The organism is Prauserella alba (assembly GCF_024171735.1).
Taxonomy (GTDB): Bacteria; Actinomycetota; Actinomycetes; order Mycobacteriales; family Pseudonocardiaceae; genus Prauserella; species Prauserella alba.
The window spans coordinates 1,370,289-1,389,320 of record NZ_JAMTCH010000003.1; the positions used below are offsets into that span (position 1 = coordinate 1,370,289).

A 19,032-nucleotide genomic window follows, 5' to 3' on the forward strand; every position below is an offset into this window, starting at 1 on the left:
AGCGCTAAAATGGCGCTATGGCGACCATTCAGATCCGTGACATCCCGGACGAGGAGTACGAGGCACTCCGAGCCGCGGCCAGCGCGGAGGGCAAGTCGCTCCAGTCCTACATGCGGGAGCAGGCGGGTTTCCTGGCGCGGATCGCGCGGAAACGTTCAGTGTTCGAACGTCTGCGGGCCGAGTTGACGGAGCGGGACGAATCGGGCGTCACGGCGGAGAGCGTCGTGGCCGATCTCAACGACATCCGGGGTCCGTGGCCGGGCGACGAGAACACGGCGCATGCGGGCGGATGAGGTCGTGGCCGACGCATCGACCCTCGTGGTGATGTTGACCGAGCCGACACCACGGGCCGAGGAACTGGGACGACGTCTCGCCGCCGGTGCGGTGCACGCGCCGCACCTCGTCGATGCCGAGGTGGGCGACGTGCTGCGTAAGCACGTGCAGCGGGGCGACCTCTCCGACGACGGTGCGTCGGCGGCGCTGGCCGCGATGGACCTGGTGGTGGATGAACGTTATCCCCACGCGGGGCCCTTGAGTCGCGGCGCGTGGGAGCTGCGCGACCGCGTGCGGTTCTACGACGGGCTGTACGTGAGTCTGGCCGCGCGGCTCAACCTTCCCCTGGTCACTGCGGACGCGCGATTGGGCAGAGCACACGGTTTGCCCTGTGCCGTCGAGGTCGTCCCCGTCGCCGGGTGAGGACCGGCTCACGAGGGGCAGTCGGCGCGGCGGTCCGCGCGGTGGCTGACCCGGCAGCGACTCGTACTCGGCCGGAAAGCGTCACCCGGTGGCGGCCGTTTTGGCGGGACTCACCCGGCGGGGACCGTTATTCGGCGGGAACGAGGCGCAGCGCGACCGAGTTGATGCAGTAGCGCTGGTCGGTCGGCGTGGCGTAGCCCTCGCCTTCGAAGACGTGCCCGAGGTGGCCGTGGCAGGAGGCGCACAGCACCTCGACGCGCACCATGCCGAGTGACGCGTCCTTGCGCAGGACGACCGCGTCCGAGTCGGCCGGGTCGTAGAACGACGGCCAGCCGCAGTGGCTCTCGAACTTCGTCGTCGAACGGAACAACTCGGCTCCGCAACCCCGGCACTCGTAGACGCCTTCGGCGGTGGTGTCGGTGTACTCACCGGTGAACGGCCGTTCGGTGGCGGACTTACGCAATACCGCGTAGGCCTCGGGATCCAGTTCTGCGCGCCACTCGTCCTCGGACTTGGTGACGCGGGGAGTGGTCTCGGCAGGGGTGGTGTTCGCGGCGGGATCCATGCCACCCAGATTACCCGGTCAGATGTGCGACGAAGGCGCTCAGCTGGTCCCACGCACCGACGACGACGCCCAGCAGGAGCAGCAGAACGATCACCACTGCGGTCCACCAGCGCAGGCCACTCGCGCGGGTGCTGCCCTCGGCGAAGTCGGCGACGCCGCGCAGCGACCCTTCGACGGTGAACGCCGGGTCGGCGCGCTGCATCCGGTTCAGGTGGTCGGCGAACTCCTGGGCCTCGGGGTCGTCCGGGTCGAGCCCGACGAGCTCGTCGTCGAACAGCCGCCGACGGCGGGTGATGTCGTCATCCGGCATGGTGCCCACGGTAGGACATGAGCGAGGGCCTGCCCATCTCGTCGCCGATCAGCTGGACCTGCCCGTCGGCCGGGTCTCGCCGTCGAGCTTCAGCTCGCCGTCGGTGTTGACGACCCGCACCGTGTGAGGCTGCTTGCCGTTGCCGAAGTCGAGCTGGACCTGGATGTCGACCGAACCGTCGGGGTTCTGGCCGTTGGGTGCCGAGGCATCGGACCAGCCCGCCAGATTGTTCCGGTCCCAGTAGTTGTCGAACGCGTCCTCCGAGCCGTACACGGCCTGGGCCGTCGGGGTGAGCTGGTCCCAGTCGGGGTCGTTGTAGAACTCGCCGACCAGGGTGCCGGCCTCACCCCAGGAGACGGGCTTGCCCTCGTCGGACCGCGTGGTCGACGACGGGGGCGCCGACGACGACGTCGGCTGCGGTGTCGGCGAGGGGCCGCCGCTCGCCGAGGGCTCGTCGTCACCGCTGAGCGCGAACGCCAGGACGGCGCCGAGGGCCAGCACGGCGACGGCGATCGCCGCCAGCAGCAGCGGCTTTCGCCGCCCGCCGCCCCCGTTTCCACTGCCGGTGGCCCCGGAGGTGGCGGACGGCGCGGCAGGGGTGTCGGTGGCGGTCGCCTGCGGAGCCGAACGCTGGTCCTCGCGCTGCCACGGTGCTGCGGGCCTGCGGCCGCCGCCCTGGTCGGAGACGGCGGGTGAGACCGCGGTGGCGGCGAGCGGCGTCCCGGTCGCAGGCGTTCCGACCGCGGGTGCCCCACCGGCCAGCTGCGCGAGCTGGTCCTGCGCCTCGCTCATGGTGGGGCGTTCCGTGGGCTCGGTGCGCAGCAGGCTCATCAGCAGCGCGGTGGCCTGTCCGGCGTGCTGCGGCGGGTTGACCTGGCCGTTCGCCGCCGAATAGAGCAGTGCGAGCTGGTTGGTGTTGTCGCCGTACGGTGGCAGGCCTTCGATCGCGTGGTACAGCGTCGCGCCGAGGGCGAACACGTCGGAGGCCGGTGTCGGGTCGGCGCCGCGTGCGAGTTCGGGGGCGAGGTAGGCCGGCGTCCCGCCGATGAGCCCGGTCTGGGTGAGGGTGAGATCCCCGCTGGCCCGGGAGATGCCGAAATCGGTGATCTTGCAGATGCCCGCGGAGTCGATCAGCAGATTGCCCGGCTTGATGTCGCGGTGCACGATGCCCGCGCGATGCGCCGTGACCAGGGCCGCCGCGACCTGTTCGCCGATGCGTGCGACCTCGGGTACCGGCAGCGGCCCGCGCTCGCCGAGGATCGCCGACAGACTCTGCGACGGCAGGTACTCCATGACGAGCACGGGGTCGCCGTCGTGTTCGGCGATGTCGAACACGACGATCGCGTTGGGGTGCTGGAATCGGGCTGCGTTCTTCGCCTCGCGCATGGCGCGCTGCCGCACGGTGGTGCGTTCGGCCTCGGACAGGCCGGGCTGCGTCAGGATCTGCTTGACGGCGACCGACCGTTCGAGGCGTTCATCGACGGCGCGCCACACGATGCCCATGGCGCCGCTGCCGACGTGCTCTACGAGGCGATAGTGGCCTGCGACCAACTGACCGGTGTCGATGACGCCTTCTCCTCGGGTACTGCTCGGCTGCTGCTCGAGCCCGCCGCCTGTGAGTGGGACGGCTCGAGTTCTCGGAAGGACCGGTGCGCCACCCCGCTAGCGCCCGTGTCGAGTGTAGCTGCCCGGTGCGGACGGCCCGACCGAACCGCCGGTGGACTCGTCGGCCGTGCCGTCCGTACGGGACGCCGTGTCGGCCACCCGGCCGCCGGCGGGTGCCGCCGTCCGGAAGACCCGCAGCAGGCCGGCTGCGCCGAGTGCGGCGAACACGGCGTAACAGACCAGCAGCGCAGGCGGCGTTCCACCGGTCAGGGCGTCACCGAGCACGACGACCGCGACCGTGCCCGGCACGCTGCCGAGCGCGGTGCCGACGAGGTACGGCCGAAGTGCGATCGACGACACACCGCAGCAGTAGCTCAGCGGGGCGAACGGCACGATCGGGATCAGCCGCAGCGAGGCGACGGCCAGCATACCGCCGCCGGACAGCCGCGCGTTGACCGTGTGCACCGGGGTGCGGTGCAGCTGGCGGGCGACGAACTCCCGGCCGAGCAGGCGCGCCAACAGGAACCCGAACAACCCGGACAGCACCGTGGCGGCGGTGGCGACGAGGACACCCACGACGTGACCGAGCAGCAGCCCCGCGGCCAGGTTGAACACGGTGCGGGGGACGGGGGCGACCGTGCACACGGCGTAGGCGACCAGGAACGCGGCCGCGCCGACCGCACCGGCGTCGTCGGCCCAGGCGCGCATCTCCGCAGGCGTGGGGATCGGCAGCAGCAGGGCCGCGAGAACGAATGCCGCGAGCAGCGGGATCCCGAGAAGCAGCTTGGTCCGGCGCGGCACGGATCAACCGTAGAGGACCGCCGTGACGGTCACGCGTCGTGGTGGACGGATGCGCCGTGGACCGAGCCGTCGTAGCGGACGTCACCGCCGGCCGTCAGCGTGCCCAGATCACCGGTGGTGAACCATTCGGTGCCGGCCGTCTCGCCGGTGCCGGACGGCGGTTCGGGCACGCAGGCGCCGCGCAGCTCGATCACGCCGCTCTCTCCCGCGGCGGCGGGCTCGCCGGACTCGGGGTTCCTCACGCGGATGTCGACGTCGGCGCACACCGGGTGGCCGCCGCCGAGCCACCGGTCGGCGGTCGGCCTGCCGGTCGGCCACACCGCGAACGGCGCGAGCACGCCGGACGGAGCGTAGAAGCCGCGGGCCGGTACGCCGAGTTCGTCGAGGCTCTGCGCGGCGTCGGCGGAGGTGGCGTTCGCGATACCCACCCACCGCAGCGCAGGCAGCGAGGTTCGGGCGTCGTGGCCGTGCGCGTGGCATGCCTTGGCCAGCCGCAGGGCGGTCGCCTCGTCGGCGGCCAGGTGCGTCGCGCCGAACCGCACGAGTTCGCCGGGCAGGGTGGATTCGTCGAGGTTCGGGTCGAACAGGTACGTCGCCCCTCCTGCGAACGCGGCGAGCGCGAACGACCACGCGATCGGCCGCGTCGCCGGTCGGGTGCAGACGACGAGGTCGCCGTCGCCGAGTCCGAGCGCGGTCGCCGTCGAGGTCGCGTGCCGCATCACGACCGATTCCCGGTAGCAGGCAAGGCCCGGTGCGAACGCCACGGCGGGTTCGTCGCCGCCGGTCTCCGGCATCGGCATGCCGGCGGTGGCGGCGCTGGGCTGCCACGCGCCGCCGCCCAGGTCCCATGGCGACGGGTCGACCGGCGGCTTCGACCACGGGCCGGGCACGACCGCGACGGCAGGGGCCGGGTCACCCGGCGAGGCGGCGCACTCCGCGCGGAGGCGGTCGGTGAGCGTCGCGGGCACGTCCCGGTCGAGCGCGAGTACCCGTGGCCGGGCGTCGGTCACGGCGCGCACCAGGTCGGCGACCGGTGCGGCGGGGTCGAGCCCGAGGGCGCACGCGCCGAGCGAGGCCGTCGCGATCTGCCAGCCGAACAGGTCGGACCAGTTCGGCAGGCACACGGCGACGACGTCACCACGCCCCACACCAGCCGTCGCCAGGTCCGCGCGCAGCTGCAGCGTGCGCCGCCACAGTTCGGAGCGGCTCACGTGGACGGGCTGCACGGGATCGGCGTCGATCGCGATGATGGCGTGTGGGTCGTGCTTGGTCAGACCGGAGAGCAACGACAGAAGATTCACCGCGCGCCAGCGAAACATTCCCCATGTCCTCCGTCAAGTGACCACCGGCCGGGTGCACATCATGATCGACACCGGCCGGGGCGCGGGCGAGTCCGGGACGGGTGCCGGCGGGACCGCTCGCGGGGCGGGTCAGGCCGGGCAGAGCGTGCCGTCCCGCGGCACGTCGCCGTCGACGAGGAAGCTGTGGACCGCGCCGGTGACACACGCCGAGCTCAGCGCGCCGTGCCCGGCTCCCTTCCACGACACGTGCACCGCGGAGGGCATCTGGTCCGCGGCACGGACCGTGCCCTTGCCCGGGGTGACCGGGTCGGTCTCGGTGCTGACGACCACGATCGGCGGGGCCTGATCGGAGGCGATCTCGCCGCTGTCCCCGGACCGGGTGGGCCACGGGCTGCACCACACGAGTTCCTGCGCGACGGTCGCGCCGAAGACGGGATGGTCTCGTGCCAGCTCGCGGGCGGTCGAGGCCAGCCGGTCGGCGGGAAGCCGGGTGGTCGTGTCGTTGCACCGGGTCGCGATCGTGCCGTCGAGCCGGGCGGCCGAGGCCTGGTCCTCGACGATGTGGGGCCGGACGAACCGGAACAGCGGGTTCGGGTCGCCGGAACGCGCCGCGGCGACGGCGCCGGCCAGGTCGGACCAACGGTCCCGGTCAGCCAGTCCGGACAGCACCGCGCGGAGGGCGAGTTGCGGGGTGAGCCGGTAACCGTCGGAGGTCAGCGGCGCGGTGCGGCCGAGTCGCTCGGTCAGCGCGGTCACGTCGGCGCGCAGGTCACGCCCGAGTTGCTCGCCCGCGGCGTCGAGGGTGGCTTCCGCGCCGTGGGCGACGCCGCCCAGTACGCCCGCCTGGTCGTCGGACGGGTCGGGCATTCCGTCGAGAACCATCCGTCCCGTCTTCCCGGGGAAGCGTGCGCTGTACATCGCCAGCACCCGGGAGCCCTCGCCGTGGCCGAGGGCGTGGAGCCGGTCCATGCCGAGGTGCTCGCGGAGCGTGTCGAGGTCACTCGTGGTGCGTTCGCTGTCGAGGGCGCCCTGTTCGTCCTCGAGCGCGATGGCGCACTGCTGTCCCGCGGTGCGGGCGGCGTCCAGCGGCCGTTCGATCCCTGCCGCCGGGTCACTGTCCAGCAGTGTCGCGCGTTCGCCGGACGGGATGCAGCGCACCGCGTCGGAACCGCCCGTGCCGCGGCGGTCCACGCCGATGAGGGAGAACCGTTCCAGCAGCTCGTCGGGCAGTGTCGCGGCGAGCTGCGCCGCGTACAGCGTGCCGGGCAGGCCGTCCACGTCGTTGACGACGACCAGTGGCACCGGGCCGCTGCCCGCCTTGAGGACCGCCATGCGGGACAGTCCCTGCCCCGGCATGCCCGGCGGGTCGAGGGTGGTCGTGAGGTAGGCGCATTCGACGGCCACGTCGGGGCGTGCGGTGCCGCCGAGCCGTTGGCGGGTGTCGGCCGCGCAGTCGGACCAGTCGAGGGAGGACGGACCGGGTTCGCCGAGCGGCGGCAACGGCTGCCGGGACTCCCCGGTGCCGCCGTCGGCAGGGACAGGGGCGTCGTTCTGCACGACCGCGGGTCGCGTCGAGGGGCCGACCGTGCAGCCTGCGACGACGAGGACGGGCAGCAGTGCGGCCAGCACGGCCCGTCGGGCACGGCGACGTGGCGGATGGCGGCGCGGCAACGGTCGGGTCCTCACTCGGCTCGTTCGGTGATGTGCTGGTTCGGCGGTGCGGTCGGTCGGCGGTGTGCTCGGTCGGTGATGTACTCGGTGGTGTCCTCGGTCGGAGGTGTCTTCGCACCGGTCGGGTTCGTGGCGGCTGCGGCGCACCTCGGCGGTGCGCGCGGCGCTACTGTCGCACGGCCGCGGTGAGCATGCCGTGAGGGCCGCCCGGCCGGTCCCGCCGAGGAACAGCGTCCCCGGGGAGCGTCCCGGAAACACGTCGCCGGAACTGCGCTTGCCGGGACAGCACCTGCAGGACAGCACTTGCCAGGCCGGTGCGTGCCGGGGACAGTGCCACGTGCCGGAGGCAACACCACGTTCCGCTCGAGACCAGGTTCCGCGTCAGCGCAGTTCGGGGCGCGATCTCGCACGCGCGGAGCTGGGTGACTGCCGCGGCCGTCGTCTCAGGCGCGCCGGTAGCGGGCCAGCAGGAACCCGTCGTCGTGGAGCAGCGACTGCAGCGCCATGTCCCGTGGTGTCGCCGGCAGCCCGGCGACGATGCGGCCCGGCCCGGGACCGGCCAGCAGCGGCGCGTAGGTCAGGCACAGCTGGTCGACCAGGTCGGCGGCCACGAGGGAGGCCAGCAGGTGCGGTCCGCCTTCACAGTCGATGCGGCGGAGGCCGCGGTCGCCGAGCAGGCGGATCGCCGCGGCCGGGTCCACGGTGTCCTCGCCGGCGAGCAGCACCTCGGCCCCCGCGTCGGTGAGTGCTTCCCTGCGGTCGGCGGGTGCGTCGGCCGCGGTGATCACGATCGTCGGCACCGCGGTGTCGGTGATGACGGGGGAGTCCGGCGGGATCGAACAACGGCGGGTGACCACGGCGATCGGCGGAACGTCCGACAGGCCGTGGCGACGTCTGCGTGCCCGGCGGGTCTCGTTGGTGCGGGCGCCGCGGTAGTTCTCGGCCAGAGCGGTGCCCGCACCCACGAGCACGACGTCGGCGAGGTCGCGGCCCAGCAGGAACACGCGTTTGTCGGCCGGGCTGGAGAGTCCTTCCGACCGCTCGTCGACGCTGACGGCGCCGTCGGCCGAGGTGACGAAGTTGGCCTGGACCCAGGGGCGGTCGAGGTCGGCGGGGTAGCCGTAGAGCGCTTCGAGGTCCTCGTCGGACAGTTCCGGGGCGGCCGCGGGACCGGTGTCCGGACCGGATGCGGCGCCGGGATCGGACGCGGTGTCGGGACGTGATGCGGTCGGCAGGGGCCACAGCTGATGCACTCCGACATCCCAGCATGTGCCGCTGCGGCACGCAGCACCGCTGCGGGCGTGGCGGCCCAGGTCACATCGGGGACGGGACGGGCGGGGCCGCGGACTAACCTGGGGAGCATGTCTGTCGAGAAGCTGACCGAGCGTCGTCCCGAGATCGGCGCGGACGAGCTGATCACCACGCTCGTGCCGCCGCCGCGGTTCGACGACGTGCGGCTCTCGACCTACATTCCCAATCCCGACGAGCCGAGCCAGCCCGCGGCGGTCGACGACTGCGGTGCGTTCGCCGAGCGTGTCGGCGCGGCCGGTGCCAAACGGTCGGGGCTGCGGGGGCTGTTCGGCCGCCGCGGGGCCGACCGGGCGGGCGACGGCAAGCTCGGGCTGTATCTGGACGGCGGATTCGGGGTCGGCAAGACCCACCTGCTGGCGTCGATCTGGCACGAGGTGCCGTGGCCGAAGTCGTACGGCACGTTCGTCGAACTCACCCACGTCGTCGGCGCACTCGGGTTCGGGGAAGCCGTCCGGCGGCTGTCCGAGCACCGGCTGCTGGCGATCGACGAGTTCGAACTCGACGATCCGGGCGACACCATGCTGGTCAGCCGGCTGCTCAAGGAGCTGACGGCGGCGGGTGTGTTCGTCGCCGCCACGTCGAACACGTTGCCGGACAAGCTGGGGGAGGGCCGGTTCGCGGCCGAGGACTTCCTGCGGGAGATCCAGGCGTTGTCGTCGAAGTTCGGGGTCGTGCGTGTCGACGGGCCCGATTACCGGCACCGCGGCCTGCCCGAACCGCCCGCCGCGCTGTCCGAGGACGCGCTGGTCGCCTCCGCCGAACAGCGCCCCGGCGCCACGCTCGACGAGTTCGATGCGCTGTGCGATCACCTGGCGAGCCTGCATCCGTCCGCGTACGGCCGGCTGGTCGACGGGGTGCAAGCGGTGCACATCAGCGGTGTCCGGGCGGCGGACGACCAGGCCATCGCGCTACGGCTGGTGGCGCTGGCCGACCGGCTCTACGACAGGGCGATCCCGGTGCTGGTGTCCGGCGGCTCGCTCGATGCACTGTTCACGCCGGAGATGCTGGCGGGCGGCTACCGCAAGAAGTACCTACGCGCCGTCAGCAGGCTCACGGCGCTCGCGCGGGACGCCGAGGCGTCCGCGACGGTCACGCACCGCTAGTCGCGCCACGACCGGCGTCACCGCCACGGCCAGCGCGGCGCCTCCCACGACGTCGGTCGCATAGTGGTAGCCGAGGCCGACCAGGCCGAGCCCGGCGAGCCCCGTCAGCACGGCCGAGGCGGCCACGAGGCCGCGGCGCCATGCGGGCGGGGCGAACAGCACCGCCACGGCGAGTGTCGAGACGAGGGCGACGGTGTGCCCGCTGGGGTAGGCGAGGTGCTCGCCGTGCCAGCGGCCGAACAACGGTTTGCACACCCAGGTGGTCAGCGCGAGGGCCACGGCCGGGCCTGCGACGGCCGTCGCCGCGAGGCCCCACCGGCGCCGCCACAGCGCACCTGCGGTGAGCAGTGCGAGCATCGCCAGCCACACCGGCGGTTCGGTCGGCAGCACGAAACCGGTGAGCACGCCCTCGCCGAACCGTTCGGCGAACGCGGCCACCGGAGTGTCGACGGCGGCCGGGGCGTGCCGGCCCGCCACGACGGCGCCCGTACCGAGCAGGATGAGGGCGCAGACGAACGCGAGCGGCATGGCGGCATCGTAGGCGCGGCCGGTGGGGACCCGCGGGCGCGGCGCGGAGGGCGTTCTCGCGGGTCGGCACATGATCCACTCAGGGAATGTAGTGCTGCATAATTGCATGTAAAATCCCGGGCATGGCCGGAGTGAACGAGACGACCGCGGCAGGAACGAGGGTTGCCGACGCGGTGTGCGAGCGACTGCGCGAGATGATCTTCACGGGCGAGCTTCCCGCCGGTGCGCGGTTGAGCGTGCCCGCACTCGCCGAGCGGCTGGAGGTCAGCCGCAGTCCGGTGCGGGACGCGGTGTTGCGGCTGGTGCAGGAGCGGCTCGCCAGTGAGGAACCGCGCAGGGGTGCGGTCGTGGCGCACGTCGGAGCGGCCGAGCTGGTCGCGATCTACGAGGTCCGGGAGGTGCTCGAAGGGCTGGCGGCCCGGCTGGCGGTGGAGAACGCCGGTCGCAGGCTGGTGCGGGCCCTTCAGGAGGCGCTCGACGATCACGAGGCCGCGACGCGCACGGCGGATCTCGCGGCGAGCACCGAGGCGGACCTGCGCTTCCACCGGCTCATCCGGGAGGCCTGCGGCAACGCCGAGGTGGTCCGGCTCCTGGACGACGTGCAGACGCAGGTCCGGCTCGCCATGCGCACGACGACGGTGACGTCGGGGCCCCGGCAGGCGCTCGACGACCACCGCGCGATCCTCACCGCGATCGACGCAGGCGACGCCACGGCCGCCGAGCAGGCGGCGCGCGCCCACATCTTCCGGTTGCGCGCCCTGCTGCAACAGCAGGCCGAGGTGGGCGTATGAGCCGCATCGTCGACGCGCGGCTACGGGTGCTGCGCGCTCCGGTCGGCGACGGTATCGCGATGTCGTTCTCCCCGTTACGTCACCGTTCCGCGGTGCTGGTGGAGCTGACCACCGACGACGGGCTCACCGGCAGGGGCGAGAGCTGGACCAACTATCCGCCGTGGGCCGTGCGGGAACGGGTCGCGACCCTGCGGGAGGGCGTGTTCCCGCTGCTGCGGGGTGAGGACGCGACACGGATCGCGGCGCTGCACCGGCTGCTGTGCACGCAGCTGGACCCGCTGGGCAGGCAGTGGGGCGCACCGGGTCCGATCCGGCAGGCCGTCAGCGGCGCCGACCTCGCGCTCTGGGATCTCGCCGGGCAGCGCGCGGGATGTGCGGTCGCGGCGCTGGGGGCGGGTCGGGTCCGGGACCGGACTCCCGTGTACGCGAGCAGTCTCGGTCCCGAGGAGGTCGGGGCCACGGCGCGGTCGTGCGTGGCCGCCGGGCACACCTCGGTGAAGATCAAACTCGGCTTCGGCCGCGCGACCGACGCGCGCAACCTCGCGGCCGCGCGCGACGCGGTGGGCCCGGACGTGGCCCTGTACGCCGACGCGAACCAGGCATGGGATGTGGCCGAGGCGGTCGCGATGGCGCCGTTGCTCCGGGACGCGGGCGTGTCGTGGGTGGAGGAACCGCTGCGCGGCAATCCGCTCGACGGGCTCGAGGAGCTGCACCGGCGCACCGGGCTGGTCCTGGCCACGGGAGAGAACCACTACGGCGTCGAGGAGTTCCGTTCCCTCGCCGCGTCCCCTGCGGTCGCGATCCTGCAACCGGATCTGGCCAAGACCGGCGGGCTGACCGAGACGATGGCGATCTGCCACCTCGCGGCCGCGCACGGCAAGCTGGTTCTCCCGCACCTGTACGGGGGAGCGGTCGCCTTCGCCGCCACGTTGCAGCTCGCCGCCCTGGCCGAGCCGGTGGCCGGGGTGGAGTACGACGTCAGGGACAACCCGCTGCGGGATCCGCTGCTGCACGATCCGCCGATGCCGCGCGACGGGGCGATCGACGTGCCCGGCCTGCCGGGGCTCGGGGTCCGGCTCGACGAGGCGGCCGTGGCAGCGGTCACCGAGTCCGAGGAGCGCGCCGTGGCCTGACGGTCCGCGTGCCGAGCGGGGGCACGCGCCGGGGTGAACGGCGTGCCGGGACGGTGCCCCGCGCCGGCCTCACGCGGCCGCATCATGCGGTCGCCTCACGCGGCAGCACCACATGCCGGGCTCACGTGGCCGTGGCCGTACCCACGGAGGACTCATAGCGGCATATTGCATGTAATTTACCGAAATCGTATGCTGTAATAGTTCATTACATGCACAGTTCATACATGCACAGAGTGCTCACGGTGGAGTGACGATGGCGCCAGAACACACCCGGTCCGGCCGCCGCAGCCAGGCGTGGTTCGGGCTGGACGGCAAGCTCGGGTTCGTTCATCGGTCGAAGATGTACAACCAGGGCTACTCGGCGTCGATGTTCGACGGGCGCCCGGTGATCGGCATCGCGAACAGTGCGTCGGACCTGGCCCCGTGCAACGCGCACCTGCGGCAGGTCGCCGACGCCGTCAAGCGCGGCGTGCTCATGGCGGGCGGGGTCCCGTTCGAATTTCCGACGATCTCGCTCGGCGAGACGCTGATGCGGCCCTCGGCCATGCAGTTCCGCAACCTCATGGCCATGGACGTCGAAGAGACGCTGCGTGCCAACCCGCTCGACGGCGTCGTGCTGTTGGGTGGCTGCGACAAGACGGTGCCGGCGCAGCTGATGGGCGCGCTGAGTGCCGACCTTCCGATGGTGATGGTCACCGGCGGCCCGATGCTGAACGGCAAGTTCCAGGGCTGCGACGCGGGGTCCGGCACACACGTGTGGCAGTTCAGCGAAGAGGTGCGTGCGGGCCGGATGAGTCGGGAGGACTTCGCGGCCGCGGAGGCGTGCCTGTCCCGCAGCGCCGGGCACTGCACGACGATGGGCACCGCGTCGACGATGGCGTGCCTGACCGAGGCGCTCGGCCTGTCACTGCCGGGCAGTGCCGCGATCCCGGCCGTCGACGCGCAGCGTCACCGCATCGCGGAACAGGCTGGTGGCCGGATCGTCGAGATGGTGGCGGAGGGGCTCGTGCCGTCGTCCGTCGTGGACCGCCGGTCGTTCGAGAACGCGATCCGTGTCAACGCGGCGATCGGCGGATCGACCAACGCGGTGGTCCACCTGCTCGCGATCGCCGGCCGCGCGGAGGTGGGCGTCTCGCTCGACGACTTCGACAAGCTCGCCGCCGACGTCCCGCTGCTCGTGGACCTGTTGCCGTCCGGCCGGTTCCTCATGGAGGAGTTCTTCCACGCGGGCGGGCTTCCCGCCGTGATCCGGGAACTGGGCGAGCTGCTGCACACCGGCGCGGCCACCGTCACCGGCCGCAGCCTCGGCGAGAACTGCGCCGAGGCACCGAACTGGCGAACCGACGTCGTCCGGCCCCGCGCCGAACCGGTGCACGAGGCAGGCGGTCACACCGCCGTCCTGCGCGGCAACCTCGCGCCGGACGGCGCGGTGATCAAGGTGTCGGCCGCGTCCGAGGAGCTGGTGCGGCACACCGGCCCCGCGCTCGTGTTCGACACGATCGAGGACTACCACGCCGAGGTCGACGCGCCGGACCTTCCGGTGGACGCCTCGACCGTGCTCGTGGTTCGCGGTGCCGGGCCCGCCGGCTATCCGGGCATGCCCGAGATCGGCAACCTGGCGATCCCGAAGAAGCTGCTCGACGCCGGAGTGCGGGACATGGTGCGCATCACCGACGGGCGGATGAGCGGCACGTCGTACGGGACGGTGGTGCTGCACGTCGCGCCCGAGTCGGCGCGGGGCGGGCCGCTGTCGCTGCTGCGCACGGGTGACCGCGTGACGCTGGATGTGCCCGGCCGCCGGATCGACATGGATGTCTCCGAGAGCGAGCTGCGCCGCAGAACCGCCGAGAGCGAGCTGCAGGGGGACGCCGAGAACCCGGCGCCAGCCGGACGTGGGTCCGGTTACGAGTGGCTGTACCGCACCCATGTCCGGCAGGCCGACACCGGTGCCGACTTCGACTTCCTCGTGGGCAGAAGGGGACACGCCGTGCCCCGAAGGCACCTGTAGCGCCCCGAATCCGACCGGCCCCGCAGAAGGTGAGGAGACCATGGACGACGACGTCCTGGCACAGGTCCGGCAGCACCGCGCGATGGTGATCTACCGCGGACAGTCCACACGGGAGTGTCTCGACCTGACCGCGTTGCTGTGGGACGAGGGAATCCGGATGTTCGAGGTGACCCTGAACTCCGACGAGCCGTTCGCTGCGATCCGCGCGTTGCGGGACGAGCACGGCGACGCGCTCGCCCTCGGTGCGGGCACGGTGATGACCGCCGACGACGTGTCGCGGGCCGCGGAGGCGGGCGCCCGGTTCGTCGTCTCGCCGCACGTGGACGAGACCGTCATCGCACGGGCGCGTGAGCTCGGGCTCGGTGCCGTGCCCGGCGCGTTCACCCCGACCGAGGTGGTGCGGGCGGTCCGGCTCGGCGCCGACGTGGTGAAGGTGTTCCCGATCGCCCCGGTGGGTGCGGGATATCTCCGGCAGCTGAAGGGTCCGCTGCCCGACGTGCCGATGCTGGCCACCGGAGGTGTCGGCCCCGACCTTGCCCGCGCGTGCCTGGACGAGGGCTGCGCGGGCGTGGGCGTCGGCGTGCAGCTGCTCGGTTCCCCGGGCGACCCGGACACGGTGCGCACGCAGGCTCGCCGCCTCGTCGAGGCGGCGAGCTAGCGGCTCGGCCCCGGTCACCAGATCCCGGCAACGGTCCATCAGGCCTCCCGGCAACGACGCCGACCCGAAAGGAAGCCTAGTCATGTCGACCAAGGACGTGCCCGACACGCCCATCGAGGACCCGTACCGGCTCCGCGCGGACGACGTGCGGGAGCCGCCGACGACGCTGCGGGGCCGACTGCGTCACCTCGGTCCCGGCATCGTGCTCACCGCCTCGGTGGTGGGATCCGGCGAACTGCTCGTCACGACGTCCCTGGGTGCTCGCGCCGGGTTCGTCCTGCTGTGGCTGGTCATCGTCGGCGCCGCGGTCAAGGTGTGGGTGCAGATGGAGCTCGCCCGGTGGGCGATCCTCAACGGCAGGACCGCGCTGGCGGGCTATTCCACGATTCCGCCGAGGATCGGCCCCATGGGCTGGATCAACTGGCTGTGGATCGGGCTCGACATCGCGAAGAACTTCCAGCGCGGCGGCGTGATCGGGGGTGCCGCCGCCGCGTTCTCGATCCTGTGGCCCATCGTCGGCGAGCCGCTCAGCGGCGCGTCCCTCACCACGTGGGCCGTCATCGTCACCGCGCTGACCATCGGCCTGCTGCGCAGCAACCGCTACAGCGTGGTCGAGACGATCACGACGTGGTCGGTGGCACTGTTCACACTGATCACCGTGGCGCTCGTGCTCGCGCTGCCGTTCACCCCGTTCGCCTACAGTCCCGGGGACTTCGGCGACGGACTGAGCTTCGCGATCCCCGCCGGCACGGTCGGACTCGCGGTCGCCATGTTCGGCTCGACCGGTGTCGGCGCCGACGACATGACCAACTACACCTACTGGTGCCTCGAGAAGGGGTACGCGCGCTGGACCGGCGCCGACGACGGCACGGAGGAACGAGCGCGGCGCGCCGAGGGCTGGATCAAGGTGATGCAGCTGGACGTGTTCGTGTCGTGGCTGATCTGCACGGTGACGACGCTGTCGTTCTACGTGGTCGGCGCTAGTGTGCTGCACCCGCAGAACCTGGTGCCCGAGGGCAACCAGGTGATCACCACCGTCTCGCGGATGTACACCGACACCCTCGGCCCGTGGGCGGAGGCGCTGTTCCTCGTCGGCGCGATCTGTGTGCTGTTCTCCACCAACATCGCCTCGGCGGCCGCGGTGCCCCGACTGTGGACCAACACGCTCGGGCTGATGGGCGTGATCGACTGGCACGACGCCACGGTTCGGGCCCGGGTACTGAAGATCTTCACGGTGTGCCTGCCGGTCCTCTGGATGGTGATGTTCCTGTTCGTGCGATCGCCGCTGGTGCTGATGCAGATCGGCGCGATCGCGACCGGGATCTTCCTGTTGGCGGTGCTCGTCGCTGTGTGGCGGCTGCGCACCACGGAGGTGGACGCGCGGTTCAAGCGCAACGGGTGGCTCACGGTCGCCTTCGTCATCAGCAGCATCGCCATCACGCTGCTCGCGGTCTACACCGTGATGGAGGTGGTGGGTCTCGACCTGTCGGGCGCATAGCGGTCCGGATGCGCGGCGATGCGCGGTAACGTCGAGGGTGGCCGGCGCGCGGGAACCACCGCCGGTGCACCCCGCGACGACGTCGCGTCCGCTGCCGTTCGGCCGCGGCGCCCGTCACCCGTTGCCGCAGACCGAGCGCACGCGATCAAGGAGGCTTTCCGAGATGACCTATCCGGACACCCGGCTCTTCATCGACGACGACTGGAGGGACGGGGAGGACGGACGTTCCCTCGACGTGCAGAACCCCGCGACCGGTGAGGTGATCGGCCGCGTCGCCCGCGCCTCGCGCCGGGACCTCGACCACGCCGCCGACTCGGTGCGCCGCGGCTTCGAGGTGTGGCGTGACTACACGCCCGCGCAGCGCGCCGCGATCATGCACCGGGCGGCCGGGCTGGTGCGGGAGCGGGTCGACGAGATCGCCGACCTGATGACCCGCGAGCAGGGAAAACCACTGTTCGAGGCCAAGGGCGAGATCCTGGCTGGCGCGGACATCATCGACTGGTTCGCCGACGAGGGCCTGCGTGTCTACGGCCGCACGGTGCCGCACCGCGCTGACCCGTCGATCCGCCAGCTCGTGGTGAAGGACCCGGTCGGACCGGTGGCGGCCTTCACGCCGTGGAACTTCCCGATCAACCAGGTGGTGCGCAAACTCGGTGCCTGCCTGGCCACGGGTTGTTCGATGGTCGTGAAGGCGCCGGAGGAGACACCGGCCAGCCCGGCGGCGCTGGTGCGTGCGTTCCAGGACGCCGGCCTGCCCGCGGGTGTCCTGGCGCTCGTGTACGGCGACCCCGCGGAGATCTCCGAGTACCTGATCGCACACCCGGCGATCCGCAAGATCACGTTCACCGGGTCCACCGCGGTCGGCAAGCAGCTCGCCGAGCTCGCCGGCAGGAACATGAAGCGGGTGTCGATGGAGCTGGGCGGGCACGCGCCGGTGATCGTGTGCGAGGACGCCGATGTGGAGCTCGCGGTGAAGACCATGGCCAAGGCGAAGTTCCGTAACGCGGGGCAGGTGTGCATCTCGCCCACGCGGTTCCTCGTGCACGAGTCGGTGCGCCAGGACTTCGCCAAGGCGCTGGCGCAATCGGCCACCGGCGTGTCGGTGGGCGACGGTCTGGCCGAGGGCACCCAGATGGGGCCGCTGGCCAACAGCAGGCGCCTCGACGCCATGTCCTCGCTGTACGACGACGCCGTGGGCCGCGGGGCGGCGACCCTCGCGGGCGGCGAGCGCATCGGCGACGCGGGCAACTTCTGGGCGCCGACGGTGCTCGACGACGTCCCGTCCGACGCGAGGCTGTTCAACGAGGAGCCGTTCGGGCCGGTCGCGGCGATCCGCGGCTTCACCGACCTCGACGAGGCGATCACCGAGGCCAATCGGCTCTCCTACGGACTCGCCGGCTACGCGTTCACCCGCTCGCTGGCCGCCGCCGACACGCTGACGCGGAAGGTGGAAGTGGGCATGCTGTGGGTGAACATGCCGGCCATGCCGTCGGCGGAGCTGCCGTTCGGCGGTGTGAAGGACTCCGGCTACGGCTCCGAGGGTGGCCACGAGGCGATGGAGGCCTACCTGAACACCCGCTCGGTCAGCATCGCGCACTGAGCCGCCGCGGCCGGTCCGAGCGGGGCGCCACCCGTCGTCGCGCCCGGACCGGCCGCGTCAGTCCTCCTCGAACTCGGCCGCCAGCTTGCCCGCCTTGATCGCGGCGAGCAGGTCGGCGTGGTCGGCCTCGGTCCGGTCGGCGTAACGCACGGCGTAGCGGCCGACAGCCTCGTCCATGTCGCTGTCCTCGGCGAAGTAGCCCGCGAGCAGCCGCGGATCGAGCGAACGGGTGTGGGCCCGGGCGAGCAGCGCACCGGCGAGCCTGCCGTAGTCGTCGAGATGCCCGCCGTCGAGGCCGGTCGGGTCGATGTCGCCCTTCATGTTGCGGAACTGGCGCACGATGAACGGCCTGCCCTCGATAGTGGTCCAGCCGAGCAGGATGTCGGTCTCGGCCTGCACCAGGCGCGCGCCGTGCACGACGCGGTGCCCCTCGTGCTCCCACGGCTCGGGGTGGAGGACGTCGGCCAGCGCGGACGGGCACGCCTCCTTGAGCTGCAGCACGAGCGCCTCGTCGCCGTTGCCGCGCAGCAGCGCGATGTAGCCGCGGCGGCCGACACTGCCGGTGCCGACGACGCGGAAGGCCACATCGGACACCGAATAGCGGTCGATGAGGTTGCGCCGGGACTCGCGCAGCGTGTCCACATAGGATTCGAGGCTCGTGATCACGGCGTCGGCCGTGGCGTCGTCGACGCGGGTACGTTTCGGCGGTTCCTCGGTGAACCGCCATCCGCTGTCGCCGGAGGCGTGGGAGTACTCCTCGGTGCGTTTCGCCGCGATCTTGGCGCTCGTGTTCTTCCTGGCCTTCGCCGCGGCCTTCTCGAAGTCGTCGATCAGCTCGTCCGCCTTCGCCTTCTCCACGACCGACGAGTCCGGCAGCGCGTTCCACGATCGCAGGAACGGCACCTCGGCCAGTTCGCGGACCGTGCGGCGGTACGACTTGACGACGTCCTCGGCCGCCTTGCGGCACTTCTTCTCCGACACGTCGCCTTCGCGGCCCGCGAGCACGAGGCTCGTCGCGAGGCGCTTGAGGTCCCATTCCCACGGGCCCGGCACGGTCTCGTCGAAATCGTTGATGTCCATGACGATCTCGCCGTCGGGTGTGCCGTAGAGCCCGAAGTTCGCCGCGTGCGCGTCACCGCACAGCTGGGCGCGCAGTCCGCTCGCCGGTGTCCCCGCGAGGTCGGCGGCCATCAGCCCGGCGGCGCCGCGGTAGAACGCGAACGGGGACGCCGCCATGCGGCCGTGCCGCAACGGAAGCAGCTCCGGCAACCGGCCGGCGTTGCTCGCCTCGATGTAGGCGAGCACGTCCGGGCGCTGCGGGTTCGCCGCGTCGTGGTCGTGGGAGGCCGGTGGCGTGGCGTCCCGCAGCGCCTTCCCACGGGCCACGACGTCCTCGGTGCTCACCGGCGTGCGCAGATCGATCATGGCCCCATTCTGCCCGTTGCCGGGAACC

The 19,032-nt window shown here is 72.0% G+C and carries 18 protein-coding genes; 9 read left to right on the plus strand and 9 right to left on the minus strand.

What is annotated here, in order from left to right:
- The first annotated feature begins 17 nt into the window (after positions 1-17).
- On the plus strand, positions 18-293 hold the full coding sequence (locus tag LY12_RS06225) for a FitA-like ribbon-helix-helix domain-containing protein (protein WP_253853867.1): 276 nt from the start codon (positions 18-20) through the stop codon (positions 291-293).
- Between the two features lie 4 nt (positions 294-297).
- On the plus strand, positions 298-696 hold the full coding sequence (locus LY12_RS06230; protein WP_253853869.1) for a type II toxin-antitoxin system VapC family toxin: 399 nt from the start codon (positions 298-300) through the stop codon (positions 694-696).
- Between the two features lie 127 nt (positions 697-823).
- On the opposite strand, the gene msrB is transcribed toward LY12_RS06230, so the two are convergent.
- From msrB to LY12_RS06265, 7 genes are all read right to left on the minus strand, one after another.
- Entirely contained in the window at positions 824-1,261 is a 438-nt protein-coding gene (msrB, locus tag LY12_RS06235; RefSeq protein ID WP_253853871.1) for a peptide-methionine (R)-S-oxide reductase MsrB, read from the minus strand.
- Positions 1,262-1,271: 10 nt separating this feature from the next.
- Positions 1,272-1,571 carry a hypothetical protein gene (locus LY12_RS06240; RefSeq protein ID WP_183786000.1) on the minus strand — a complete coding sequence of 100 codons (300 nt, stop codon included), beginning with the start codon at positions 1,569-1,571 and terminating at the stop codon, positions 1,272-1,274.
- A gap of 48 nt (positions 1,572-1,619) precedes the next feature.
- Complete coding sequence (locus tag LY12_RS06245; protein WP_253854953.1) at positions 1,620-3,074, minus strand: serine/threonine-protein kinase; 1,455 nt, start codon at positions 3,072-3,074, stop codon at positions 1,620-1,622.
- Positions 3,075-3,233: 159 nt separating this feature from the next.
- Positions 3,234-3,977 (minus strand): TVP38/TMEM64 family protein, encoded by a 744-nt coding sequence (locus LY12_RS06250; protein ID WP_253853873.1) that lies wholly within the window; start codon positions 3,975-3,977, stop codon positions 3,234-3,236.
- Between the two features lie 29 nt (positions 3,978-4,006).
- Positions 4,007-5,296, minus strand: a complete 1,290-nt coding sequence (locus LY12_RS06255; RefSeq protein ID WP_253853875.1) for an AMP-binding protein — start codon at positions 5,294-5,296, stop codon at positions 4,007-4,009.
- 111 nt (positions 5,297-5,407) lie between these two features.
- Entirely contained in the window at positions 5,408-6,964 is a 1,557-nt protein-coding gene (locus tag LY12_RS06260; protein ID WP_253853877.1) for an alpha/beta hydrolase, read from the minus strand.
- A gap of 428 nt (positions 6,965-7,392) precedes the next feature.
- Complete coding sequence (locus tag LY12_RS06265) at positions 7,393-8,202, minus strand: pyrimidine reductase family protein (RefSeq protein WP_372493455.1); 810 nt, start codon at positions 8,200-8,202, stop codon at positions 7,393-7,395.
- 108 nt (positions 8,203-8,310) lie between these two features.
- Here LY12_RS06265 and zapE point away from each other — a divergent pair, with 108 nt between their 5' ends.
- Entirely contained in the window at positions 8,311-9,363 is a 1,053-nt protein-coding gene (gene zapE, locus LY12_RS06270) for a cell division protein ZapE (RefSeq protein ID WP_253853879.1), read from the plus strand.
- Here the strand turns inward: zapE and LY12_RS06275 are convergent.
- Entirely contained in the window at positions 9,292-9,891 is a 600-nt protein-coding gene (locus LY12_RS06275; protein ID WP_253853881.1) for a phosphatase PAP2 family protein, read from the minus strand. The genes zapE and LY12_RS06275 overlap by 72 nt on opposite strands.
- A gap of 122 nt (positions 9,892-10,013) precedes the next feature.
- On the opposite strand from LY12_RS06275, the gene LY12_RS06280 reads away from it, so the two are divergent.
- From LY12_RS06280 to LY12_RS06305, 6 genes are all read left to right on the plus strand, one after another.
- On the plus strand, positions 10,014-10,682 hold the full coding sequence (locus LY12_RS06280; RefSeq protein WP_253853883.1) for a GntR family transcriptional regulator: 669 nt from the start codon (positions 10,014-10,016) through the stop codon (positions 10,680-10,682).
- Positions 10,679-11,815 (plus strand): mandelate racemase/muconate lactonizing enzyme family protein, encoded by a 1,137-nt coding sequence (locus tag LY12_RS06285; RefSeq protein ID WP_253853885.1) that lies wholly within the window; start codon positions 10,679-10,681, stop codon positions 11,813-11,815. Before LY12_RS06280 ends, LY12_RS06285 begins: the two co-directional genes overlap by 4 nt.
- Before the next feature lie 253 nt (positions 11,816-12,068).
- Entirely contained in the window at positions 12,069-13,823 is a 1,755-nt protein-coding gene (locus LY12_RS06290) for an IlvD/Edd family dehydratase (RefSeq protein WP_253853887.1), read from the plus strand.
- Positions 13,824-13,863: 40 nt separating this feature from the next.
- Complete coding sequence (locus LY12_RS06295; protein WP_253853889.1) at positions 13,864-14,481, plus strand: bifunctional 4-hydroxy-2-oxoglutarate aldolase/2-dehydro-3-deoxy-phosphogluconate aldolase; 618 nt, start codon at positions 13,864-13,866, stop codon at positions 14,479-14,481.
- A gap of 82 nt (positions 14,482-14,563) precedes the next feature.
- Entirely contained in the window at positions 14,564-15,979 is a 1,416-nt protein-coding gene (locus LY12_RS06300) for an Nramp family divalent metal transporter (protein WP_253853891.1), read from the plus strand.
- Between the two features lie 163 nt (positions 15,980-16,142).
- A complete protein-coding gene (locus LY12_RS06305) occupies positions 16,143-17,579 on the plus strand; it encodes an NAD-dependent succinate-semialdehyde dehydrogenase (protein WP_253853893.1) in 1,437 nt (478 codons plus the stop codon).
- Between the two features lie 57 nt (positions 17,580-17,636).
- Here LY12_RS06305 and LY12_RS06310 read toward each other — a convergent pair whose 3' ends face one another.
- Positions 17,637-19,004, minus strand: coding sequence for a DUF2252 domain-containing protein (locus LY12_RS06310; RefSeq protein ID WP_253853895.1), 1,368 nt, complete (start codon positions 19,002-19,004; stop codon positions 17,637-17,639).
- Positions 19,005-19,032 lie beyond the last annotated feature (28 nt).